Source organism: Gardnerella swidsinskii, from assembly GCF_003397705.1.
Classification (GTDB): Bacteria; Actinomycetota; Actinomycetes; order Actinomycetales; family Bifidobacteriaceae; genus Bifidobacterium; species Bifidobacterium swidsinskii.
Genome location: NZ_QJVB01000005.1, coordinates 23,235 through 48,650, shown reverse-complemented (window position 1 = coordinate 48,650; position 25,416 = coordinate 23,235). Strand labels below are relative to the sequence as shown.

The following is a 25,416-nucleotide window of genomic DNA, read 5'->3' as shown; positions in this document are numbered from 1 at the left end:
GAATAATATGCCGAAAAATTACAGTACAAAATTTACAGTACAGAATCAGCCCAAGCGCGACCTTCAACAGGCGAAGAAGCGAGCGCATGTTCACGCTTAGGAATACGGCCAGCATCGTGAGCAAGCTTTCCAGCAGTTACAGCAGCAGCCATTGCACGACCCATCTTCACTGGGTCTGGACAGCGAGTTACAGCGCTTGCAAGAAGCACACCAGAGCAGCCAATTTCGAAAGCTTTAACAACATCGGAAGCAGTGCCAACGCCGGCATCCAAAATCACAGGAACGCCAGCTTCCTTGCATTCTTGGACAATCAGCTCAATATTTCGAGGATTCAAAATACCAAGACCAGTTCCAATTGGAGCACCACCAGGCATAACAGCCTTCACACCAAGCGAAACCAAGCGACGAGCCACAATCGGGTCGTCATTCGTGTAGCAAAGAACGCTAAAGCCTTCTTCAATAAGCTTTTCTGCAGCAAGTAATACTTCACGAGTATCTGGAAGTAAAGTATCGTCGTCTGCAATCACTTCGAGCTTAATCCAATCAGTTCCAAGCGATTCACGAGCCATTTTTGCTGTAAGCACAGCGTCATGCGCAGTTTTGCAACCAGCAGTATTTGGCAAAACGTTAATATTGTGACGCTGCAACATGCCGTAAATATCCACGCCTGTTTTTGCGTGACGGCGCATTGCAACCGTAGCCACTTCCGCACCTGAAGCTACAAGTGACTTTTCCATAATGTCAATGCTCGTCATGCCGCCAGTGCCAAGCAAAAGCCTTGAATGTAAAGTCTTACCGCAAAGCTGCCAAGTATCGGCACTTTCTTCTGTATTATTTTCTGTCATTTTAAGCCTTTTATTTAATATTTATATTTAAACCTAATTAAAATTAAATAATTAAGCGCACTAATTTCACGCTTAATTTTGTGGTGTTTCAGCCGCCTTGAACTGCGCTAAGAATTTCGACTTGATTCCCATCACATATGACTGCTGATTCCCATTGCGCGCGAGAAAGCACATCGTCGCCAATTGCGACCGCTATACCAGGTCCTGCATCCGAACCATAACGTTGCGCAATAAGCTGAGCAACAGTCAATCCGTCTTGCACTTCAACAGTTTCACCATTGACTACGATTTGCATAATCTAACCTTTACTAACTAAAAGCTGAATTACTAAAAGTACTTTCTGCATCACACTTACGTCTATATTGGAACACTTCACACAATTCGCGGCGAAATCTAGCGAATTCACTGAAATTAGCGATTAGAAGCGTGCAGGATTGCAGCTCTCCAAGAAGCCCTTTTCCTTCTCAGTCAACTCTTGCTCAAGCACAAGTTTTGTAGTCAAAGAAGAGCCTAAAGCGGTGAGCAAAATGCCGTGACGGAAGTAACCGGTGGAAATCGTGGTGTGCGTCTTAGGATCAATGCCAATGAATGGCAAATCATCTGGAGTTCCAGGACGACCGCCAGCAGTAACCTCAGTAATCGAGCATTCCTGAATGCCAGGAAGCACGCTTGCGGCATCGCGAAGCAAGTCAAGCACGCCACCGACCTTTGGAATATCGCGGTCATCTTCGCGAGAAGTAGCACCGAGCACAAGCTCGCCTGTTTCCTTAGCGCGAGGAACCAAATAAACTGGACGATCATGCACAAATCCACGAACCACAGAGCTCAAAATTGGGCGCAAAGGCTCTGGAATAGTCATACGAATCATATCGCCCCACACAGCGCGAAGCTTAAGCTGAGGAAGCATATCCTTAGCACCCAAGCCGGATGCCAAAACTGTGTCTGGACCCAAATCGTCTGGAGTGCTTGCGCGACGCTCAATAACAACACCGCGCTTTTCGAGTGCATCAATCATTGCTGCAGTGAAAAGACGAGGGTTGATTTGATGGTCGTCCGGCACGCTTACAGCGCCAGCAATAGTTGGCGAAAGAGCAGGCTCAATCTCACGAAGCTTACTCACAGAAATATGCTCAGCTCTACGGCCGTAACGATGCTGCAAGTTTAGCAACTCGTTTACGTGCTCGTTATCTGCAGCGTCACCGCCAATTACGTAAGAGCCGCACTCTAAGTAGCCAGTTGGCTTATCGGTGTACTTTGCAACCGAATCAACCAATTCCTTATACATAGTTGCAGACTCAAACATAAGAGGATACAACGCTTCTTGCTGATATTGCATTTCTGCGGTAGGAGCTAACATGCCAGCAGCATGGTGAGAAGCGCCCGAGACTGGATCTGGATCAATTATGCTAACTTTTACGCCAGCTTCCGTAAGTCTCCACGCTGTTGCTAAACCAATAATACCTGCACCAATAATACGAATATTTCGCATAATACTCCTTCCCTACGGCGGCATTACCCGCATCAGGTTTACGGTCGGCTTTCGCCCTCTCAGCCTGTATAGAACAAGCTCCCGCGTTTCGTAGCTTTGACTTTCAAAACTGCGATTGTAAAGCTGTAATATTGCCAACTTTAGCGATATTACAAACGCTACAGATAGACGCAACGAAAATATGTGATTTTCGTCACACTACCGTGTAGTATTCTAGCACTTCTGTGAAAAATTGGTTAATTGAGATGGCATGTCAAATCGCAAAACTAAGCAATTTCGCTACTGACGCAGTACGGTTTCTGCGCGAGTAACGTATAACTCCGTTTTTTCGTTACTGGCGCAGACAGCGCTCGCGCGGATTACGCTCGCGCGCGAAACTCGCGTTGGAAGTCCACTGGACTTCCAACTTAAGCGAGTTTCCGCTCCGAGTTGCCTTCGCGCGCTACGCTCTATGCGCTCAGGCAGGTCGTCGCGCTCGCGCTGACGGAATTACTCAACCGAGCGCAGCAAAATCTCCTCAAGCGCATGCTTTACCGAAACCGGCAGTGCGCAACGCCATTGCGCCCACTTCACTACGGAAGGCTGATCAGTTGCGTAAGCGTTAAGCATATCAACGCTGTTGCGATACTTTTCTGCTTCCGATTCGTTTTCGTATTCAAGAGTTGAGATTGCAGCAATAGCGCTTGCACTTCCGCCAGCATCTCGCACTGCATCAAAAGCCATTTCCTTGCCTCTGTACGGCACTTGCGCTTGAAGCAGGAATCGGTAAGCGTCGCCAACTTTAGGGTCGGCAGCGATTTGCAATCCACCGTCAACAATTACGCAAACTTCCGAACGAGCTGGCACGTCTTTCACAGAAACCGACAAGCTCAAAGTCGCCTCTTCGCCTTCGTAAGAAACCGCAAACTCGCTTGTGTTAAGCTCTCGGCTCCCAACAAACACGCGCGCGTGAGCAAAATCTATGCAAGCAACTCCTCTAAATACAACGTTCCAGTTGCGTTTTTGCGGCACAGATTCTACGGCAGCATCACATCCTGCAACACCGGAAATAATAAATTGCGAAGAACCATTGCCGTCTCGCCACACAAAATTCATACGTGTATTAGCAGTATTTCCAGCAGACGCGGCAGCAAAATCGCCGTTATCTTCTCGCATCACAAATTCGCCGTCAGCTCCAGGGAATGCAAGAACTCGCAAAGCCCGCGGATTTTCAATGCTATTAACAGATTCAGCGGTCTCAGCACTACGCTCGCAATCTGCAACTTCCGGCAAAACTTGCAGAGGCACAATCGCTCCAGCGCGCGCAAAAGCCGGCACGCGGTCAAGTGAGCGCCACGCTTCAAATCTGCGGCCATTCCAGCCGCGAGACACATACCTGCGTCCGTCAAACAAATCGTACCAATCGCCTTCCGGCAACCAAACTCCAGCACATCCGCGCAAAGCAGCCGCGTCGTTAGGCGAAACAATCGGCGATACTATAAGCTCGCTTCCAAAACGGTACTCGTTAGGAATTTCGTAAGCCATTCCAACTTCCGGCGACTGCCAGTACATTGGCTCAATAATCGGCCTGCCATCAAAAGCCGCGCGATAATTCATCGTATAAACGTATGGCAAAAGTTCCGCGCGCAAACGAAGCATTTTCACCATTGCTTCGCGAGTCTCCCGAGGGAAATTCCACGGCTCTTTTCCAGCGAATGGCGAGCAAGTAGAGTGCAAACGATTAATAGGACTAAACGCGCCGAAAGCGTACCATCGCGCTTCCAACTCGTTATTTCTAACGCCAAGCATGTGTCCGCCAATATCGTGACTCCACCATCCGTAGCCAATATTGGAAGCTGTAGAAGTGAAGTAAGTTTGGAAAGCAAGCGAATCCCAAGTAGTAACGGTATCTCCCGAGAATCCAACTGGGTAGCGATGCGAACCAGGGCCAGCATAACGAGAGAACGTAATAGGCCATCGACCTTCGCGCGCAGCGTCCTCATAATGCATGTGGTTCAGCATCCAAAGAGGATCCAAGCCAGGCTCGCGCGTAACTCCCCCCTGCTGCCAGTCAATCCACCAAAATCGCACGCCTTCATCTTCCATACGATGATGCATGTTGAAGTAAGCCTTCACAAACTGCGGATTCGTTAAATCAAATTCCACAGCTTTGCCGCTTGCCGGATCAATGCCAGCATCTTGCGCAACTTGCGGATAATCTTTTTCAAACGCACGCACGCCGTCGCGCGGATGCAAGTTCAAAGTTGGAGACAATCCAGCAGCGTTAAGTTTACGCAAAAAAGCACGATGATCCGGGAAAAGTTCCTCGTTCCACGTATAGCCCGTCCAACCGGATCCATACTTCGGATCAACATCAGTAACATGCCAATCCATGTCAATAACAGCCGTGCTAAAAGGTATGCCTTCGCGCTTAAAACGATTATGCAATTGCAAATATTCGTCTTGACGGTAGCGATAGTAGCGGCTCCACCAATTGCTTAGCGCAAAACGTGGCAGCAGCGGCTGAGCGCCCGTAAGCTTATAAAAGTCTTGAATTGCTTGAATATAGCGGTGTCCGTAACCGAAGAAATACAAGTCCTTGTATCTACCTGATTGCTCGCTAACTTTTTGCGCACGCGACTTAACCCAAGCCCCATACGGGTTTGGTTTGCCATTTATTTCCTCAGCCGGAGCAATTTCGCAAGTTGCAGAATCGTCTAAAATAGACCATCCGTCGCGCGAAAGTATTCCTTTACCAAGTTTTACCGGGCCATTCGCCTGATCCAAAGTTCTAAAAGTTCCAAGAAGATTTCCCGGGCACGCGTCGCCGTAATGCCACGTATTAAACTGCGTGCACGGCACTCCGCGCACAACAATACTTAAACCTTCTTTGCTAAAAGCTTCGCAATTATAAGTAAGATGCAGCTTTTCAGTTTCGACTTCCAGCCATTCATTTTCGTTTGTGCGCGCACTAAATTGCGGCTGAGCGTCCGCGCTTTTGTGAGCAAAATTGCGGCAGATTACAGTTTGCGTAGGATTGTCAACAAACTTTCCATCATCGCTCCATTCAAGACGAATAAGCGAATCTGTAATAACCGTAATTCGCCACTTTTCGCCCTTAATTACCTGACTATCCTGCGCCTTTGCATTTGAATCAGTTGCGTACTTATAAAAAATTCCCAACTTGGAAGAGTCCATACTACTGCACATCTCTGCTGTTACCTTGCAACTTTGCTTATTAACAATTTTATGTATTATTTTATGTATTATTTTGTTTGCTTACAACTTATAACTTTAATGAATGTATACTGCAAACACTGACGCAATGATCAACATCAGCGGATACCACGCATACATAACACAACGGAACGTCGTCGAGTTTTTAGGACCATCACCATAAGGGCTACGATAATGCAACACAGCTACACCAATACCAGGTGTAAGCATCGACATAGCGCCGAACATTCCTGCAGTCATCTCCATAGTAATTTCGCGCTTTTTTAATAATTCAAAAAGAAGTACGAAAATAAGCAAAGTTACGCCGCCGAAGAAAATTCCATGCTGCACAAAAACTTTTCCTATCAAATTCCAAAGAAGACCCGCAATGATAAGCACGGTAATAGCAAAACCTTTACTAAATCCGCTTAAACGTTCCCTAATTGTATCTATACTCGAAAGTACGAATAGGGAAATAACCATTGCAAATACAGGATTTTGCGAACGCATGTCGAACAAACATTTTGAATTCACCAAATCGTATGGAACTTCGCAAACCACTGCTAAAATCAGCAATCTCAACATGTAAAGATTCAAATTATGCGTGTTATGGTATCCGCGTACTAGTATCCACGCATACCATGGCACTGCAGTCCAGCTTATAAATTCACAAACTAATATGACTGTCAATGCAAACATATTATTGGTTACTGTTCCGCCGAACATTCGTGCAATTACTGTGTTACTAAATGCACCTAGCATAAGCATAAAAGCGCCGAGCATTTTGAGTTTATTGAGCGTGATTCCAGTTTTTATGTTACGGTCAGCACGAATTGGTTTGCCGTTTGCATCAAGCATTTCCTTATTCGCGTTACCGCTATCACGCATTATTGCTTTACCACTATTAATACTCATTGCACGTCCTTGTTTATTTGCGCATACCTAGTTTATATAAACTTTATCCGTAGTCGCGTATCTACCTAACCTGTAATTTACATTCCAAACACTGCAAAACTTTGAGCGCCGAGTGTTAAGCAATCACCATCAACTGATATTTCTCCAATTTTCAGTAATGGATTGTAAGCAGATTCTTGCGTAAGATTCGCTAATGCTTCTAATGAAACTGTTTCACTATTTACACCTGGGTTCATAACCACAATGCTTCGTTCCACAGCTGATTCTCCTGCGTCACCTTTTGCGCAACGCTCGTAAGCAAAGCCGCGCCCGTCAACAGGAGCATACAGCACTCTCCAAGAAGCGTCAGCTTGCAAAGATTTGCGGCTATGACGAAGCGCAATAAGCGAGCGCACCCACGAAAGGAAGGAATCTTCGCAATTAATTTGCGCAGAAACAGTTGGAATTTCACCACTCCCCACTGCTTGTTTTCGAGAATTTGCGCAAGTTCTTCCGTCTGCTCGCGCTTCAACAGGCAAGTATAATTTAGATTTTGCAGCCATTGAGAAGCCAAAATTCTTTGCATCGTCCCATTGCATTGGCGTACGAGTGCCCGTACGAGCGTAGCCGCCTTCTTTTGTTGGGATATCGCGATATTTCATGCCAATTTCGTCGCCATAATACACGAATGGCACGCCTGGCATAGTGAGTATCATGCCGAAAGCCACGCGACGCTCACGATCGTCAAGACGCGGAGCAAGACGCGGCGTATCGTGATTGCATGTGATGAAACTAAAGTAGCCTTGATTACAGGTTGATTCATACTGCGGGCAGTAGTCGTCCAAGAATGGGCAAATGCTTCCGCCACCGTGCGCATTAAAGTAGCTGTGATCGCGCTCAGAATTGTTATCTAAAGCGTTATCAACGTCACGAAGTAAACGCGCATAACCATTAGGATTGCCATCCCAGCGCCAATTCAAATAGAAGTCCATGTCGAATCCGGCAGCAAGAGCCTGACGCGGTCTGCCCCATTCGGACACAAAAGCAGCCTGCGGATACTCTTCTTTTACAGTGCCAAGCATTTCCTGCCATGCGCGAATTGTATTGTCTTTTCCAAGACTTCCTTCGCCATTATTGTCATCGTTTTTTACAAGCGAATCAGCCATATCAACTCGGAATCCATCCGCACCAAGCGAAAGCCAAAATCGCATAATATCAACCATTGCAGCGCGAGTTTCTGCCGCTTCTTTGGAATCTGGAGCGGATTGCCAAGCTCGATCCCTATGTGCAAAACCGTAGTTTAATGCAGGCTGACATTTGAAGAAGTTTAGAATATAAGTGGCGTCACGCTCAGTTTCACCGCCAATAAACGGCATAGAATAGCCGCTAAACGCACTGTCTGTCCAAATATATCGCTTGCTAAACTCGTTTTCTTCAGCTTTCGAACTTTCCTTAAACCACTCGTGTTCTTCACTCGTATGACCCGGCACTAAGTCAAGCAACATGCGGATTCCTTGATTGTGAGCTTCACTAAAAAGCTGCTGCAAGTCTTCGTTAGTGCCATAGCGAGCAGCTACTTTTTTGTAGTCGCGCACGTCATAGCCCGCATCTTTAAAAGGCGAGTCATAGCAAGGATTAAGCCAAATTGCGTTGCAGCCAAGCGATTTTACATAGTCTAACTTTTTGATAATTCCTTGAATGTCACCTATGCCATCGCCATTGGAATCACAAAAACTTTGCGGATAGATTTCGTAAAAAACCGCGTCTTTAAGCCACTGAGCATGATCGTATAATGCCATTATTTCACCCTTCTAGCGTTGTGCTATTTAGTTTACACGCAACCACTTGAAAAAATTTATAGGGCGAAATATACAGATTAACCCGCCACTCATTTGCAAACGACACGATATCCGTGTATACTACACAGTGCTTACGAACGGATTTGTGAGACTTGTGACGCTGCTCTACGCAGCAATCGCGATGTTGCGCCACAACGGAGTCCGTTACTACGCCACCAAATGATATGCCAGTTTTTGGCATGATATAGGAGGTCAAGGATGACGAATATTAAGAAGATGCTGGGTGCAGGTCTTGCAGTTGCTACTTTGTTTGGATTTGCAGCTTGCGGTTCAAGCACTAACAATAGCGCTAAGAAGGCTGCTGATTCAGCACCTGTTCAGCTCACCGTTTGGGGTTCTGCTGACGATCAGAAAGATGGCGGCTGGATTAAGACTGTTGAAGCAGAATTCAAGAAGGAAAATCCAAACGTTACTTTCAAGAACGCTGTTGTTGAGCCACCAGACGCTGCTAAGGCTGTTAAGCAGGATGCTAAGGCTGCTGCTGATGTGTTCCTCTTCCCTAACGATCAGCTCGGCGACTTGGTAAAGGCTGGAGCAATCGGCGAATTAAGCGATGACGCCACAAAGCAAGTTAAGGAACAGAACGAAGATACTTTGATCAAGTCTGTTACCGCTCAGGACGGTAAACTTTACGGCGTTCCTTACACCGGCAACACTTGGTTCATGTACTACAACAAGTCCAAGTTCTCCGCTGATGACGTTAAGTCCCTCGACAAGATGCTTGAAAAGGGCAAGGTTTCATTCGATCTTGCTAATGCTTGGTATCTCCCAGGCTTCTACCTCGATGGCAATATGACGCTCTTCGGCGAAAATGGAAACGATGCTAAGGCTGGCATGAAGCTCAGTGATAAGGCTGCTGAAGTTACCAAGTACATTGCAACAAAGCTCGTTGGAAACGAAAAGCACTTCGTACTTGATGGAAATGGTCGCGGCTTGGCTGGCTTGAAGGACGGCTCCGTTGATGCAATGTTCTCCGGTTCTTGGGATGCAGCCAAGGTTAAGGACGCCTTGAAGGATAACTATGCTGCAGCTGCTCTTCCAACCTTCAAGACTGAGTCTGGCGAGCACCAGATGAAGTCCTTCGCTGGTTCTAAGGCTGTTGCTTACAACACCAACACCAAGTCTCCAGAGATGGCTGCTAAGTTCGCTGCATTCTTGGGCTCCAAGAAGTCCCAGCAGATTGCTTTCGAAAAGGAAGGTGCAATTCCTTCTGACAAGTCCCTTGCTGACAGCGTAAAGGCAGAGCCAGCTGCTGTTGCTCAGATGGAAACCATTGCTAAGACTTCTGTCTTGCAGCCAGCAATTCCTGAAATGGGTAAGTTCTGGGATCCAGTTCAAGCATTCGGCACTTCTATCTCCACCGGTAAGATTACTGGCGATAATGCTGCCGCGCAGACCGCAGAATTTGCTAAGGGCTTAGAGAAGTAAGTAAACAAAACTTACTCTAGCCAACAAATCTAAATAGATGCATAAGCAGTGTTTTATGCACTTTGAGTAAAACAATGCGCCCCAGCCCCCGCTCCGGCAAGGGGTGGGGCGCATTGTTTATCTTCTACAAAATAATTTTGTTTACATGAAAGGCATGTCATGACTGGCACGACATCCACAAAGCGAGAAAGACGCCAGAAGAAGACGTCAACTGCAGAACGCTTTGCTCCTTCACCTTATTCACTGAAAGAGGCTGCAAAACATGCGGACATTCTTTCATGGATTTCTGTTGTCATATTTGGCTTTGGCAATTTTGTCCGCAAGCAATACATCAAAGGCGTTATATTCTTAGCGTGCGAAGCAACTTTATTCGTATTCTTATTTACAATTGGATTGGATTATCTTCCAAAACTCAACACTCTTGGCACAGTAGAACAGGGCAGAGTTAAAGTCAACGGATTCTGGCGATACAGTGCAGGCGATAATTCTGTAGAAATTTTACTGTATGGAGTTATGTCGATATTAGCGATTGTATTGCTTGTATATCTGGCAACTCTCGCTCTTCGCAGCGCGTACAAAGCGCAATCTGTAATGGCAGACGGCAAGAAGCCACTTAATTTCATTGATGATGCGAAGACTCTTCTTGACGAAAAAGCACACGTCGGTTTTATGACTCTTCCAACTGCTGGCATTGTGTTATTCACAATTTTGCCATTGTTCTTCATGATTTCTATGGCTTTCACAAGCTATGACGAGAATCATCAACAAAAATTCAGTTGGATTGGGTTAGACGTTTTTTCTCAATTCTTAACCGGAAAAAGTGATTTAATTAAAGCTGACGTATTCTTTGACGTATTAATCTGGACTCTTGTTTGGGCATTCCTTGCAACCTTCCTGAACTTCTTCCTCGGCATGTTCATTGCAATGATAATCAATAGAAAGTCCACTCGTCTTAAGGGATTGTGGCGAACTTGCTTCTCCCTTACAATTGCAGTTCCACAGTTTGTTTCATTGCTTATTATGAACAATATGCTTAGCCAGAACGGTGTTATTAACATTGTCTTTAAGCAAAACGGTTGGATACATCAGGAGCTTCCTTTCCTTACGGATGTAACTTGGGCTCGAGTGACGGTAATTCTTATCAATCTTTGGGTTGGTATTCCATTCACCATCATGCAGATTACAGGTATCTTGCAAAACGTTCCTGCAGAACTTTACGAAGCTGCAGAGCTCGATGGCGCAGGTTGGTGGCAACGTTTCATGAACGTCACAATGCCGTACATCATCTTTGTTATGACTCCATATTTGATTACTACCTTTACTGGCAACATCAATAACTTCAACGTTATTTACCTCTTAACAAAAGGTGGTCCAGCAAGTAGCAAAGTCAACAGTGCAGGCGGCACCGACTTGCTTATCACATGGCTCTACAAGTTGACTGTTGACCAGCAAAACTACAACGCAGGTGCAGTAATTGGTATTTTGACGTTCATTGTGCTTGCTGTCGTAGCACTGATTACGTATCGCAACTCTGGATCTTACAAGAATGAGGAGGGATTCCGGTGAGTGATAAAACTACAACTAAGAACGAAGAAGCTGTTGTAAAGAGCACTCGTAGTGTTTCTTTCCTTAAAGATCAACATGTCAGAAGAGTAATTGGAGATACTTTCTCACATTTGTTCTTGCTGGTGTTGTCAGTTATTTGGCTGATTCCAATCTTGTGGGTTTTGTTAGAAAGCTTCAACAAGAACACTGGTTCCTATCAGAAAACCTTCTTCCCAACTGAATACTCACTAAATAACTATATAAAGTTATTTACCGATACCGATGACATTAATTTCCCACGAATGTTCCTCAACACTTTGATTGTGTCAATTTTCGTGTGCATTATTTCTTTGGTGTTTGTGTTAGCGGTGTCCTTCTGCATGTCTCGTCTCCGTTTCAAAGGACGTAAGACATTCATGAATCTTGCTCTGATTCTTGGTATGTTCCCAGGTATCATGGCTGTTATTGCTATCTACTTCATTTTGAAGGCTCTTGGTTTAACAAAAGGTTCGATTGTATTAATCGCACTTATTATCGTTTATTCTGCAGGTAGCGGTGCCGGCTTCTACATTATGAAGGGCTACATGGATACTATTCCAAAGTCTTTGGATGAAGCTGCATACTTGGATGGATGCACAAAGTGGCAAGTATTCTGGAAGATTATTGTTCCAATCTGCAAGCCTATGATTGTGTTCCAAGCAATTACTGGATTCTTGGGACCATGGCTAGACTTCGTTATGGTGAAGACAGTAGTGAGAGACAATAAGGAAAACTACACAGTTGCTTACGGATTAATGGAGATGCTTACCAAAAAGTATCTACCTGATTGGTACGCTGCATTCGCGGCAGGCGCTGTGTGCATTTCCATACCAATCGTAATCCTGTTCATTATTATGCAGCGCTTCTACGAAGAGTCCATGTCTGGCTCCGTTAAAGGCTGATAATTTACAGGATATAAATCTACTGAAGGCTGAGACGCTTTCGAGCGTTTCAGCCTTCTCTTTCGCTAGACAACACGAACACGTAAAAATAAAAAATAACTTAACACACTCGCCGTTTGACTTAATACGATAATGGCTATCGCATAAACCCTACCGTGTTTAGCCAAATAGTGCCGCAAAACATAAAAAAACTTGATAACAGAACAATAAGTAAATAATAAAATTTAAAAACTGTATAATTACTAATACGATTAAATAATTTAGAAAATTTAGACAATTCGCAAAATAGCGAAGGAAGAAGGATACCCTATATGACGACTCCATCTTCGGCAACATGGCCTGTATACGAAGGACCTCTTGGATTTACTTTAAACGCTAAATCTACAACATTTACTGTATGGGCACCAACTGCACAGAATGTGACGTTAAGACTTTTTGAAACCGGAAACAACAGTGAGCCAATTCAAACACACGAATTGAAACCGTTGCATGACGGAGCTTGGCGGATTAATTTCCGTAAGCGTTTAGACGGCATATACTACGATTATCTTGTTACTTTCCAAGATGGCACAGTAAATCGAACTAGTGACCCTTGGGGTGTAGCGAGCGGTGTAAATGGTGAGCGCAGCCTTGTCATAGACGATGAGCGAGTGTCTCCTGCCAATTGGCATAAAGATAAGTCTCCTAAGTTTGTGCGTCATGCAATGGTTGTGTGGGAAACGCATGTTGCAGATTTCAGCAGCAATCCTAATGGCGGCTTTAAGCCAGAGCATAGAGGCCAATATCTCGCTTTTACTGATGAACATACATCTTTGCAAAATCCAGATTCTTCTGAATGCAACTTCCCTACTGGCTTGGATTATTTAAAGCAGCTTGGCATTACTCATGTGCAACTCGAACCTATTTACGATTTTGCAACAGTTGACGAATCCGCAATCGACAATGCGCGCAAAAACGGTGCTTCAGCAGAAGAATTAGATTCTCTATACAACTGGGGTTATGATCCTCACGCTTACAACGTTCCTGAAGGTGCTTATTCTAGCAATCCTTACGACGGCACTGCGCGAATTCGCGAATGCAAAGCAATGATTGCGGCATTACATGCTAATGGCCAACGCGTAATTATGGATGTTGTTTATAATCACATGTACAAGTCTGCAGAAAACGCTTTCGAATGCATGGCTCCTGGGTATTTCTGCAGGCGAGACTCTGACGGATCTTTTGCTAACGGCTCTGGCTGTGGAAATGAAATGGCTTCTGAACATCCTATGTTCCGCAGGTTTATTATTGAATCTTTGCTGCATTGGGCACGCTGCTATCACATTGATGGTTTCCGTTTTGATCTTATGGGATTGACTGATACTGAAACCTTAAATCAGGCACGAGCTGCATTAGATGAGCTTCCTGGCGGTAAAGATATTGTTATGTATGGAGAACCGTGGAGTGCTTCGGATCCTGCTGTTGATGAAAAAGTTCCGATGGGAGATAAAGACGGCAGAAGCACTCTTAACGAGCGCATAGGCTGGTTTAGTGACGAGTCTCGCGATTCCCTCAAAGGCAACGTCATGAACCATCTCGACCGCGGGTATGTAAATGGCAATGAGCTCTGGTGCTCAGATGCGGCTCGCCAAACTCTTAATGCATGGCGTGATACTCCTTCTGCAGGTAAAGAAGTTGGACAGATTGTTCAATATACTTCTGCTCACGACGATTTGACTTTCTGGGATAAGCTTTGTATCTCTATGCGCGAGAATGCTAGCGATTTTGAGTTTGACGCTCAAGATGCACAACAAGTTGCGGATATTTTGAACGCTAATATGTTTGCAGCTGGAATTGTTTTGTGCTCTGCAGGCACGCCGTTTATGCTAAGCGGAGAAGAGTTTGGACGTACTAAGCACGGTTGCGATAATTCTTATAATCGCGGTGTACTAATGAACCAGCTTGACTGGGCGCGCGCTGAACGTTTCAATCCGCTTGTTCAATGGTATCGTGCACTTATAAAGCTTCGCGCTGAATATAGCTCATTGTATGATGGCAAACGCAAACAACTTGAAACGTCTAACCATACTGTTTTGGCTACGCGCATTGGCAATAATTTAATTGTTTGCGCAAATCCTATGTATCATGAAGATGCAACTATTCAGCTACCTGCTATTCATAGCGCAAAGGCTCAAGAGTGGCATTGCGTACTTAATTCAAGTGATTATTTTGCTAAGTGGACTGGAAAACAACCTGACACCGCGGTAAATATTACAACTGAAAAAAGCGCTGCTACCCTACACTTGCCTATCAGAACTTTTGTTGTGCTTAGCAACAAGTAATTGCGTTTTAGTAAGTAAAAAAAAAATAATAAACTGTCAGACGATTGCAACTAAACATGAGTAATCACAACACTTGTGTTTAGTTGCAATTACTTATAAAAACTAGCAAATATGTCGCAACGCTAATTTGCAAACGATGTCAGGTATTTATATAATTGACAGGCAGGGTGTATTTCAATCCAGAGATGTATTGATTTACACGCTATCGCCATAGTTGCACATTTGGCACGCTTACGACGATGTTAGGAATGTGCCAAATCATAAAGTAGAAGGAGCACCATGACAACAACAGCTACTGGCAAAGCTGATGCTGATAAGCCTATGGAAGAAAGCGCAGAACGTCTTGCACGTCCACTTATTAAGCTTGCTAAGGCGTGCGGCGTTGCCACTTTTTATATTGATCAGCAAGGAAGCTACACCGAAATTACAGATGAAGCATTAGTTGGAGTACTTGATGCATTAGGCATGCCTGCCGACACTCAAGACAATATTGCAATTTCATACGAGAAGGTTCAGCGCAAACGCTCTAGCGAGTTATTGCCACCAACTGTCGTTTCGTTTAATGGCGCAAAAACTTGCGTACCAATTCACGCAGGAGATGCCAAAAAAGAGCAAATTCATATTTCTCTTACACTCGAAGATGGAACAGATTATGAAGGCTCGTTAGGCGATATTCAATCCGAAGACAATGGAGATTTGTTCATTGAGCTTCCGGATGATTTGCCAATGGGCTACCACACTTTGCATGCCAAAGTAATCAGCGCGAATGGCGAGACGGCTCAACATGCTGATGTCACATTGATTGCCGCACCTGCGCGTATTCCATTGCCTGAAAGCGTTAAGCAAAAGCACCGTTGGGGATTCATGACGCAAATGTATTCTGTGCGTTCAAAAGATTCTTGGGGAATTGGCGATTATGGCGATTTGCGTCGCCTACTTAAGGATGCTGGAGAAATCGGCAAGGCTGATTTTATGCTGATTAATCCAATTCATGCGTGCGCTCCAGTAACACCTCTTGAGCCTTCACCGTACTTGCCTGAGTCTCGTAGGTTCTTGAATGTCACTTATATTCGTCCGCAAGATATTCCGGAATATGCTGAATTAAGTGGCGAAGATCTTGCTAAAGTAGAGCAATTACATGAGTCTATTGCTCCTCAAAACAATAATCCAAATCCTATAGATATCAACGCTGCATGGGATGCCAAGCTTCCTGCGTTGCGTATTATTTTCAAGCAACCTCGTTCTACCGAGCGCGAGCGCGAGTTTAGTGAGTTTAAGCATCGTTCTGGTGAAGATCTTGACGCTTTTGCAACTTGGTGTGTTGCGTTTGAGGTTTGGGGTGCTCCTTGGGGCGAGAATTTGTGGTTTGACACTACAGGCAAAGGCACTCCGCAAATTGAGCGACTTAAGCGCGAACATGCTGACTTGTTTGAGTTCCATCGTTGGCTTCAGTGGATTGCTGATGAGCAAGTTGCTGCAGCTCACGCTGAAGCTAAAGCTGCTGGTATGGCAATTGGTCTTATGCAAGACATGGCAGTTGGCGTACACGGCTACGGTGCTGACGTTTGGTGGAGTCCGGAACGATTTGCTAATGGTGTAAGCGTCGGTGCTCCTCCTGATTTCTACAACCAGCAAGGTCAGGATTGGGGTCAACCTCCATTCGATCCAAATTATTTGGATGAAACTGGCTATATTGCTTACCGAGACATGGTTCATAACGTGTTCTTGCATGCAGGAGCTGCTCGTATTGATCACGTTCTTGGATTGTTCCGCTTATGGTGGATTCCACAAGGACAGGGTGCTAGAAACGGCGCGTATGTGTACTACAACGTAGATGCAATGCTCGCAGTTCTCACTATTGAAGCAACTCGCGCAGGCGGTGTTGTTATTGGCGAAGATTTGGGCACTGTGCCGAAGTATGTTTCTAAGGTTCTTGCATCTCATGGCGTGCTTGGCACTGTTGTTGAGTGGTTCACCCACGACGACGAAGCTGAAGCCACTACTAAGAAGGCTGGAAAGAAGCAAATTATTTTTGCTAATCCGTCTACATATCGAGAGTATGCTCTTGCTTCCGTTACTACGCACGATATGCCACCTACAGCTGGTTATCTTGCCTTTGAGCATGTCAAGCTTCGCGAGCAACTTCATCTGCTTACAGACTCCGTAGAAACGTTCCAGGAGGCTGCTCAAGCTGAACGCGATGCAATGATGAAGATGCTTCTTGAGAACGGTTGGATTAGCAAAGATGCTGCTGAGGATGTTGAAGGTCATGTACAAGAGATTGTGGAAGCTATGCATGCAATTATGCTCACTTCCCCATCTTTGCTTTTGCAAGTAGCTTTGGTTGATGCTGTCGGCGAGAGGCGTTCACAGAATCAGCCTGGAACTAGTACAGAGTATCCAAACTGGCGTATTCCACTTGCTGATGCTGATGGTCGTGTAGTTCACACCGATGAAGTATTTAAGTCACCACGAGTGCTATCTATGACGGCAGTTATGCGCGGCGAAAATACACGGAAGCATGTATAATTTAATAGTTGGTTTACCGATGAACTGACTCTATTCCCCCCCTCTCGTAAGGAATATGATTTGCATAGTAGCAAATCAAAATATTTCTTACATGATGTCCTATGTGAGGCGAGCATCTATAATAGTGCTCGCCTCATTAATTATGGGGTTATGGGGGTTATGGAGTAAGAAGCAAACCCCCTGCCTCAACACCGTTACTCGCGCAGTACGTAATCTGCGTCAATAACACAAATAAGCAGCAACACTCGCGCGCTAAATCGCAGCGCTCAAGCAGGTCATCAGCGCACACCAGTCACAACCTAATTTCTAAAGCACAGCCACACAAACCTGCCCTGCCTTCGTCTTTATTGACGAAGGCAGACCCCGCTTGCGTTGAAAGCACACCGTGCTTTCAACCCTAAGCAAGCTCGGCATTCCGAGTTGCTTTCGCGCGCACAATGCTGCGCTCAAGCAGGTCGTCACGCCATAACGCAGAAATTACTTCTTAATATACTTTGCAAATACACGCTCTAAAATCGGAGTATGCAGCATAATAAGCGATCCCCAACCAATGAATACCAACAAAGGCAAACCCTGCGGCAAATATACGATTGATGCAAATATTAACACAATAAACACTATATCTAGCAGTGTCATTATAAGAGTTTCTTTCCAATACGAAATACCAAAAATAAGAGAATTAGCCACTGTTTTATCAATTGAATTTTTAAAACGCGCTTGTAATGCAAACACCCATTCGGCAACAATAACCCACAATATGCTCAGAATAAATTTAATAATTAAAAGTGGAGTAAACCACACGCAAAGCCATAGCCAAATAATAGCAAGCAAAACTGGTCCCATTACAGCCCAAATAATAGTAGATTCCAAAAAATTGCTAGCAAACGCGCGAAAATAAGCTGCAGTAATATGTCCTTCACCTTGCTCTGTACGTCTTGCAGCATCATGACCGGCACAAAGAGAAGCACCGATAGTAATTAAAGGAATGCTTGTTAAAATCATCAATATTGTAAGCCACACGGCATCAGCAAATGTTTCCATGCTTTGCGCAAACTTTGAATCTGGGCTTCCAAACGAGAAAATCATTCTATACTATCTCCTGGTTTTATGACGCAATTCCTATGCTTTACTATCTATAGATACTCTAATAACGAACTCTACCACCTAATTACAAACTAACGTAACTATTAAAAATAATGACGGTGTGCACAAACGTAATAGTATGCACACACCGCCGCTTTCACTGCCACTTGAATTTTGGAGGAGAATTAATTTATCCCTTTACTGCACCAGACATAACACCTTTAATAATGTACTTCTGGCAGATGAGGTAGAAGATTATGATTGGAACAATTGCCATAACCAAGCAGCCCATCATTGCGCCCATCTCGACAGATCCATAGCCGCCCTTCAAATACTGAACAGCTATAGAAATAGTCTTATACTTGTTGAGATCGAGCGTCAAGAATGGAAGCAGGAAGTCATTCCAAATCCACATTGCCTGCAAGATTGAAACCGAAATAATAGCAGGTCGCATAATCGGCACAATAATCTGGAAGAATATACGTGGCACAGAAGCACCATCAATCATTGCAGACTCTTCGAGTTCTTGCGGAATACCCTTAATCACACCAGTGAAAATAAACACTGCAAGTCCTGCACCAAAGCCTAAGTAAATAATCCACAATCCCCATGGAGTATTCAACTTCAAAGTGTTCGTAATGTAAGCAAGGGTGTACATAACCATCTGGAATGGCACAATCATGTTAAACAGGAACAAAACGTATAGAAGTTTTGCTGCCCAATTGTTCACACGAACAATCCACCATGCACACATTGACGTGCACAGAAGAATGAGAATCACAGAACCAACAGTTACAACAATGGTCCAGAGGAAACTCATCGGAAAATCAGTACGATTTGAACCTAATACGTAGTTAGACATTCCAACAAACGATTTTGAACTAAAAGTAAAAGGATTGCTTGCAATATCAACCTTAGACTTGAAAGAATTCAGTACCACTAAAGCTATAGGGAAAATCCATAACAAGCTTATAAGAGTGAACAGCACAGTCCATAACGCAGGATGCTTTGTTTTCTCGTTCATGCCGCTACCTCCTTCGACCTAGTGAGCATATTCTGAACCATAGCAATAACAGCCACGACAATGAAGAACATGACTGCCTGAGCCTGGCCAACGCCTTCACATCTTGGAGTAGTGAAAGTTCTATAAATATTAAGAGCTAACATCTCTGTTTTCCTTGACGGACCACCGTTAGTTAATGCGAAGTTCTGATCGAAAAGCTTGAAGCCGTTGGTAATTGTTAAGAATGTGCAAACAGTAATAGAAGGCATCATCAATGGAATAGTAATCTTGAATAAAGTCTGCCTTGGGCTTGCACCATCGACAGCAGCTGCTTCCATAACATCTCCTGGAAGAGCCTGCATTCCTGCGATATAAATAATCATCATATAGCCAATTTGCTGCCAGCAAACAACAATCACAAGGCCCCAGAAACCGAATACTTCAGAGAACGTAATCGTACGATTGAAGTAGCCGAGTATACCATTTAACAAGAGCTGCCAAATATAGCTTAAAACGATACCGCCAATAAGATTTGGCATAAAGAACACGGCTCTGAATATCGTCGTGCCCTTGAACTTCTTAGTAAGCATGTACGCAATTGCAAAAGCAATAACATTAATAATTATTGTTGTAATAACTGCAAAAAGCGTTGTGAACAAAAACGAATAAACAAGATGCGGATCTTTTAAAGCTCTATAGTAGTTACGAAAACCCACAAACTTACCATCAGTCACAGTAGTGAATTTTCTAAAGCTCAAGTACACACCCATAATAAATGGCACTAAGAAGCCAACAATAAACGCAGCAAACGTTGGCAGCGCAAATAACCACCACCATTTACGTATTGCTTTTCCGCTCATACTAATCATGACTCGTCACTTTCTCCTCCTTGAGCGCGACATCCACGTAGACATCGCTGTCCCGAACCAATAACTTCATTCTACTACATGAATTAGCTATGTCAAACGTTGTCATTTTCGATATGTCACTTCAAACAAATATCAGAATTTAGTTTTAAAAAAATTGCTTATTATCGTTGGCATTCCAGCAAAATTTGCTAAAATAGAAATGTCTGCAAACGTTTGTTTGTTTCGAACTATAAAAGTTCGCACTAAACAATTAAACACAAGGCTGTGCTACACGTTTGTTATACGCGAATAAAGGAGTTCACATGTCGGCAAATATTCAAGATGTAGCGAATAAAGCTCATGTGTCAGTTTCTACTGTGTCGCGTTCATTTACACGACCAAACTTAGTATCTGCATCCACTCGCAATAAAGTATTGGCCATTGCCGAACAATTGAATTTTTCTATTTCGAAATCTGCAGCAGCACTAAAATCTGGTAAAACCTTGCGCATCGCTTTATTGATTAGCGATCAAATTCGTCTATGGTTTTCTGCATCTATTATTCAAGGATTGAATCAAGTATTCCACACAGCTGGATATGATTTGTCTATTTTTCAGATTTCCAGCAGTAAAGAGCGTAGTGAATTTTTCACAATGCTCCCAACTAGACGTAATGCTGACGCCGTTGTTGTGTGCTCCTTTGACGTAAATACCAACGAAATCGCACAACTTAAATCAACAGGCGTGCCAATTGTTGGCATAAACTGCTTATATCCACAAAAATGCGATTTTGACGCGACTATCAATATTGACGATGACCAAGGTGCAAGACTTATGGCACGCCACTTAATCGGTTTAGGGCATCGCAATATTGCATATGTGCGCACAACTCGTGACGTTTCACTACATTTCAGCGTATTGCAACGTTACCATTCTTTTATTGATGAATGCCAAAATAGCGGGATCACACCTACAGAAATTGTGGCACCTGCTAATTCTGATCGCATAAGTGCCATAGTTTCTATGCTTCTTGGAAGTTCAATTATGCCAACAGCAATTGCATGCCAAGAAGATGGTATTGCAATACCGCTTATGTTTCAGCTTGCACGCAGCGGGTATTCTACTCCAAAAGATGTGTCAATTATTGGTTTTGACGATAGTTTTTACGCGCATGAAACTGGCTTAACTACTATTAGACAGGATCCAGTTGATATTGCTTCTACTGCGGCAAATATCACGCTTGCGCTTATAAACGCAGAGAAAGTTGAAGATCAGTATCGCATTGTTCCAGCGCAACTTATTGTGCGTTCAAGCACAGCTGCATTATTAAAAGAATAGACCTTTTATAGTTTTCTAGAAAATATCGAAATAACAAAATATCGAAATAACAAAATCCGCTAGGACTTAGCACTGTGATGTGCCAGTATCCTAGCGGATTTTCTTACGTCACCTTTGCTTGCTTACGTCAGCAGGTGTAACGTCTGTTTGTTTATTAGTCATCTTCGTGAGCTTGAGAATATTCTTTAGCCCAACCATCCACAAACGCTGTCTTAACCTTATCCCACTTGCCAGTGCCCTGAGCGTACTCAAGCAAAGCAGAGCCGAGGTCGTTCTTCCAGTTATCAGATGGCATTACGGTGAAGTTCCAGCTTACTGGAGTCTTACCAGACTTAGCATCTTCAACAGCTGCCTGAGTCAATGGGTTGTCAGACTTGATATCTGCGAAGCTCTTGAATGGAGTAGTGAAGCCCATCTTCTTAGACAAAGCATCCTTACCAGCATCGGAAGTAAGCAACCACTTCAAGAAGTCCTTAGTTGCCTTCTTGTTAGCGTCAGACGTCTTCTCGTTGATGCACCAATAGTTCTCAGAACCAGTTGCCAAGCCTTGCTTCTCTTCGCCCTTAGCACCAATATAAATTGGAAGCATACCAAGGTCTTCAGCCTTCATACCAGCCTTGGAGAGGTCACCCCAAGCCCAAGTACCATTCTGGTAGAACACAGCTTTACCCTGGGAGAACTCAGCATTAGCATCTTCACCAGTCTTGGAACCAATTTTTGTTGCTGGTGTAGTGGAATCAGTAATGTAAAGATCGAAAATCTTCTTATAACCGTCAAGGAAGCTACCCTTTACCTTTGCAGGCTGCTTGGTAACATGATCTTCCTTGAACTCATAGTACAAAGGAAGATTTGCAAGGTGGGTCTTAAAACGCCAATCAGAGCTGGAATCAAAACCAGCAGAAGTAAAGGCGCCTTCAACGCCAAGATCTGACTTGTGCTTTTGAATATCATCTGCAACAGCCTTCAACTTATCGAAGGAGTTGATTTCTTCAGCAGACTTTACCTTAGCATCCTTAAGCTCGGTGTACTTCTTAAGCAAAGCCTTGTTGTAAATCAAGCCGTAGGTTTCCATTGCATATGGAATACCAACAACCTTATCTCCATCCTTCAAAGCAATATCCTTGTTCTGAAGTTGGCTATAAAGCTCAGTATCCTTCAAATCAGCAGTGTAATCCTTCCAGCTTGCGTAACCAACTGGACCGTTGATCTGGAAGAGTGTAGGAGCTTCATTACCCTTGCTGATTTCACTCTTCAAAGACTGCTCATAAGTTCCGGAAGCAGCAGTTTGAACCTTAACCTCAACACCTGTTTTCTTGGTGTATGCCTTAGCTACTTCCTTCCACTGATCTGCAGCTTCTGGCTTAAAGTTCAAGAAGTAAACCTTACCTTTAGCAGAGCTGTCACTTGAGGAGGATCCGCAAGCTGCAAGCGCGCCAAAAGCCATTGCCGAGCAAGCTACCAGTGCAATTGTTGATTTAATTGTACGATTCATCATCGAACCTTTCTCCTATGCCGACAATCCCGTCATTGGACTGCCACACCTCTCGGTGTCCTTATCGACAATATTTATTATGCCTCAACTGCTGCAATATTGCAAACGATAGCATAAGTAAATTGACGCGTGTCATTATAAAAACACCACCCACTAATATATTCGATAAAATTAGCACGTATTTTTGGCAATAATTAAAGGGATTGCACAACAATTTAGCAAACGATTGTGCAACCCCTTGAGGATTATAGTTCAAAACAAATTATTTAATTAAACTAACTCTGCCCATGAGCAATCTTATATTCCTTAGCCCAGCCATCAACAAACGCGGATTTAAGAGTAGCCCATGCCTTATTAGCGCCAATAGAAGTCATACCGTCTTTTGTTGCTTGAGCGTATGTAAGCAAATCAGAGCCAACATCGTCTTTCCAACCGTTAGATGGCATAGTAACAAACACCCACTTAACAGGCAATTTGCCAGGCTTAGCAGTGTAATCAACAGCAGCCTGAACTAGAGGATTTTCTGCTTTAGGGAAACCTTTGAAAGGAGCAGCAAAGCCCATTTTATTAGCTAAAGCATCCTTACCATAATTTGTAGTAAGTAACCAATTAAGGAAGGCATTAGTTGCTTCCTGATTCCGCCTTGAAGTCTTTTTATTAATGCACCAATAATTTTCCGAACCGGTAGCCATGCCTTGTTTCTCTTCGCCCTTAGCACCAATATAAATTGGTAGCATGCCAACATCGTCAGGCTTTATGCCAGCTTTTGAAAGATCACCCCAAGCCCAAGTACCATTCTGGTAGAACACAGCTTTACCAAGAGCAAACTCATAAACAGCATCCTCGCCAGTTTTAGTACTTAACTGGCTTACAGGAGTTGTGGAATCAGAAATATAAAGGTCAAAAATCTTCCTGAAATTATCAACATAGTCGTAATTAATTGACTGAGGCTGACCATTAACGTTATTCTTAACGAATTGATAATACAAAGGCATATTTGCAAGATGCGTCTTAAAACGCCAGTCGGAGCTTAAATCAAAACCTGCGGACGCAAAAGCACCGTCAATACCAAGCTCATCCTTGCGCTTTTGCAAATCGTCTGCAACAGCCTTCAACGCAGCGAAATTAGTTATTTGATCTTCAAAAGATTTGCCGTTTTCTTCTGGCTGCAACTTTGCATCTTTAAGATCCGCATACCTAGCAAGCAAAGCCTTGTTGTAAATCAAGCCGTAATTTTCAGTAACATATGGCACAGCAACCGGCTTACCGTTATCCATAAAAGCAAGATTTTTATTGCTAAGTTGCGTATAAAGAGGGGAATTAGTTAAATCAGCAGTGTAATCCTTCCAGTTAGCGTAGCCAACAGGACCGTTAATCTGGAATAACGTAGGCATGCTATCTGGATTATCTTTATATTTCTCAACTTCGGTTTTAAGTCTCTTTTCATACTGACCGCCAGTTGGCGTAACTATGCTTACTGTAACACCAGTCTGTTTTGTGTATTCTTTAGCAACTTCTTCCCACATAGCAGTAGCTTCAGGCTTCAAGTTGAAGAAAATAACCTTCCCATTAGCAGACCTATCGGCATTTGCGCCAAAAGACTGAGAAAAACCAAAAGCAGTAAACGCACAAGCCGCCAAAACAGCGCAAACCACTAGCGCAATAATCGACTTAACCGAACGACTCATCATCGAACCTTTCCATATACTGCTAATCTCTTACGAACTAACTAATTACTGCTATTGAATACTATTTAAATCACCGTAGTGAACTAATATTACAGCAAACGCAAGACTCAAATATATAAATATCTTTGCAAAAAATTTGCGCAAATCGCACTAAAATATATGGAAATATCTGAAATTTTAAACCGTATTTCAACAATTCCAATGCACAATTACATTGTCGCCTTTATACGTGCCCAACACAGAATAATGCGCGGTATCCATACGAAGAAGTCGCGCAAAATCTGGGTTTACTCCAAGCCAGCGCGCAGTAAGAATACGCAACACATGAGCATGCGCAACAACAAGCACGTCCTTACCTAATTTCAATTTAGGCATTGCCATATCAATAATCTTTTGAGTACGATCCGAAACCTCTTGCAAGCTTTCTCCAGAAGTCCTGTGCACATCCACTGTCTCTCCACTAGGAAGCACTTCTTTAGCATCACTAACCATGTGAGAAGGAAGAACTTTAGGACCATGTTTCCACACATCCCACGCCTCAACTCCACTTAGTTTAGAAATATCAGCGCGCGTGCGACCCTCAGCAGCACCATAATCCCACTCCAGCGCGCTATCACAAATTGTATACGAAGCAAATCCAGCAAACTGAGCTGTTTGCTGCGCGCGACGAAGCGGGCTTACAAGCACACAATCCTCATCAAAACCTTTTGTGAACACACACTGCAATCTAGCACCAGCCTCTTTTGCTTGCTCAACACCAACTTCAGTAAGAGACAAATCCGTGCGCCCAGTATGCTGACCAGACACACTCCAAGCGGTTTGACCGTGACGAAGTAACACCAAGCAACCCTGCTTCGAGCATTCTTTCTGAGAGGATTCTTTAGTGCCGTTATTTTGCATAGTCTTCACATTCCTCACC

At 43.8% G+C, this 25,416-nt stretch carries 18 protein-coding genes; 6 read left to right on the top strand and 12 right to left on the bottom strand.

Features of this window, described 5'->3' with window-relative positions:
* Positions 1-32: 32 nt before the first annotated feature.
* The 6 genes from D0T18_RS06200 to D0T18_RS06175 all read right to left on the bottom strand — a co-directional run bounded on the left by D0T18_RS06200 (position 33) and on the right by D0T18_RS06175 (position 8,222).
* Positions 33-845: a thiazole synthase gene (locus tag D0T18_RS06200; RefSeq protein ID WP_004104776.1), complete on the bottom strand. Its 813-nt coding sequence runs from the start codon at positions 843-845 to the stop codon at positions 33-35.
* Between the two features lie 88 nt (positions 846-933).
* The gene (gene thiS / locus D0T18_RS06195) at positions 934-1,140 is read right to left on the bottom strand and encodes a sulfur carrier protein ThiS (protein ID WP_004104778.1); all 207 of its coding nucleotides are present in this window, start codon (positions 1,138-1,140) and stop codon (positions 934-936) included.
* Between the two features lie 123 nt (positions 1,141-1,263).
* Positions 1,264-2,334: a glycine oxidase ThiO gene (gene thiO / locus D0T18_RS06190; RefSeq protein ID WP_004104781.1), complete on the bottom strand. Its 1,071-nt coding sequence runs from the start codon at positions 2,332-2,334 to the stop codon at positions 1,264-1,266.
* A gap of 489 nt (positions 2,335-2,823) precedes the next feature.
* On the bottom strand, positions 2,824-5,511 hold the full coding sequence (locus D0T18_RS06185) for a glycoside hydrolase family 31 protein (RefSeq protein WP_116440687.1): 2,688 nt from the start codon (positions 5,509-5,511) through the stop codon (positions 2,824-2,826).
* Positions 5,512-5,607: 96 nt separating this feature from the next.
* Complete coding sequence (locus tag D0T18_RS06180; RefSeq protein ID WP_004108130.1) at positions 5,608-6,444, bottom strand: TraX family protein; 837 nt, start codon at positions 6,442-6,444, stop codon at positions 5,608-5,610.
* Positions 6,445-6,521: 77 nt separating this feature from the next.
* Complete coding sequence (locus D0T18_RS06175) at positions 6,522-8,222, bottom strand: alpha-amylase family glycosyl hydrolase (RefSeq protein ID WP_116440686.1); 1,701 nt, start codon at positions 8,220-8,222, stop codon at positions 6,522-6,524.
* A 258-nt stretch (positions 8,223-8,480) separates the two neighbouring features.
* Between D0T18_RS06175 and D0T18_RS06170 the strand changes: the two genes are divergently transcribed.
* From D0T18_RS06170 to malQ, 5 genes are all read left to right on the top strand, one after another.
* Positions 8,481-9,710 carry an extracellular solute-binding protein gene (locus D0T18_RS06170; RefSeq protein ID WP_004108134.1) on the top strand — a complete coding sequence of 410 codons (1,230 nt, stop codon included), beginning with the start codon at positions 8,481-8,483 and terminating at the stop codon, positions 9,708-9,710.
* 159 nt (positions 9,711-9,869) lie between these two features.
* The gene (locus D0T18_RS06165; protein WP_116440685.1) at positions 9,870-11,276 is read left to right on the top strand and encodes a carbohydrate ABC transporter permease; all 1,407 of its coding nucleotides are present in this window, start codon (positions 9,870-9,872) and stop codon (positions 11,274-11,276) included.
* Positions 11,273-12,196, top strand: a complete 924-nt coding sequence (locus D0T18_RS06160) for a sugar ABC transporter permease (RefSeq protein ID WP_004104797.1) — start codon at positions 11,273-11,275, stop codon at positions 12,194-12,196. Before D0T18_RS06165 ends, D0T18_RS06160 begins: the two co-directional genes overlap by 4 nt.
* A gap of 311 nt (positions 12,197-12,507) precedes the next feature.
* On the top strand, positions 12,508-14,517 hold the full coding sequence (pulA, locus tag D0T18_RS06155) for a type I pullulanase (protein ID WP_004108138.1): 2,010 nt from the start codon (positions 12,508-12,510) through the stop codon (positions 14,515-14,517).
* Positions 14,518-14,796: 279 nt separating this feature from the next.
* Positions 14,797-17,046 (top strand): 4-alpha-glucanotransferase, encoded by a 2,250-nt coding sequence (gene malQ, locus D0T18_RS06150; RefSeq protein WP_116440684.1) that lies wholly within the window; start codon positions 14,797-14,799, stop codon positions 17,044-17,046.
* Between the two features lie 477 nt (positions 17,047-17,523).
* Here the strand turns inward: malQ and D0T18_RS06145 are convergent, their stop codons facing one another.
* The 3 genes from D0T18_RS06145 to D0T18_RS06135 form a co-directional block, all read right to left on the bottom strand.
* Positions 17,524-18,132 carry a YesL family protein gene (locus tag D0T18_RS06145; protein WP_102703477.1) on the bottom strand — a complete coding sequence of 203 codons (609 nt, stop codon included), beginning with the start codon at positions 18,130-18,132 and terminating at the stop codon, positions 17,524-17,526.
* 187 nt (positions 18,133-18,319) lie between these two features.
* On the bottom strand, positions 18,320-19,153 hold the full coding sequence (locus tag D0T18_RS06140) for a carbohydrate ABC transporter permease (RefSeq protein WP_004104804.1): 834 nt from the start codon (positions 19,151-19,153) through the stop codon (positions 18,320-18,322).
* Positions 19,150-20,001, bottom strand: coding sequence for a carbohydrate ABC transporter permease (locus tag D0T18_RS06135; protein WP_004108156.1), 852 nt, complete (start codon positions 19,999-20,001; stop codon positions 19,150-19,152). The genes D0T18_RS06140 and D0T18_RS06135 overlap by 4 nt, the downstream gene beginning before the upstream one ends.
* Before the next feature lie 302 nt (positions 20,002-20,303).
* On the opposite strand from D0T18_RS06135, the gene D0T18_RS06130 reads away from it, so the two are divergent.
* Complete coding sequence (locus D0T18_RS06130) at positions 20,304-21,317, top strand: LacI family DNA-binding transcriptional regulator (protein ID WP_033888411.1); 1,014 nt, start codon at positions 20,304-20,306, stop codon at positions 21,315-21,317.
* Between the two features lie 154 nt (positions 21,318-21,471).
* Here the strand turns inward: D0T18_RS06130 and D0T18_RS06125 are convergent, their stop codons facing one another.
* The 3 genes from D0T18_RS06125 to D0T18_RS06115 all read right to left on the bottom strand — a co-directional run bounded on the left by D0T18_RS06125 (position 21,472) and on the right by D0T18_RS06115 (position 25,397).
* Positions 21,472-22,812: an ABC transporter substrate-binding protein gene (locus tag D0T18_RS06125; RefSeq protein WP_004108164.1), complete on the bottom strand. Its 1,341-nt coding sequence runs from the start codon at positions 22,810-22,812 to the stop codon at positions 21,472-21,474.
* Between the two features lie 272 nt (positions 22,813-23,084).
* Complete coding sequence (locus D0T18_RS06120) at positions 23,085-24,500, bottom strand: ABC transporter substrate-binding protein (RefSeq protein ID WP_116440683.1); 1,416 nt, start codon at positions 24,498-24,500, stop codon at positions 23,085-23,087.
* Between the two features lie 186 nt (positions 24,501-24,686).
* A complete protein-coding gene (locus D0T18_RS06115; RefSeq protein ID WP_033888412.1) occupies positions 24,687-25,397 on the bottom strand; it encodes a histidine phosphatase family protein in 711 nt (236 codons plus the stop codon).
* Positions 25,398-25,416 lie beyond the last annotated feature (19 nt).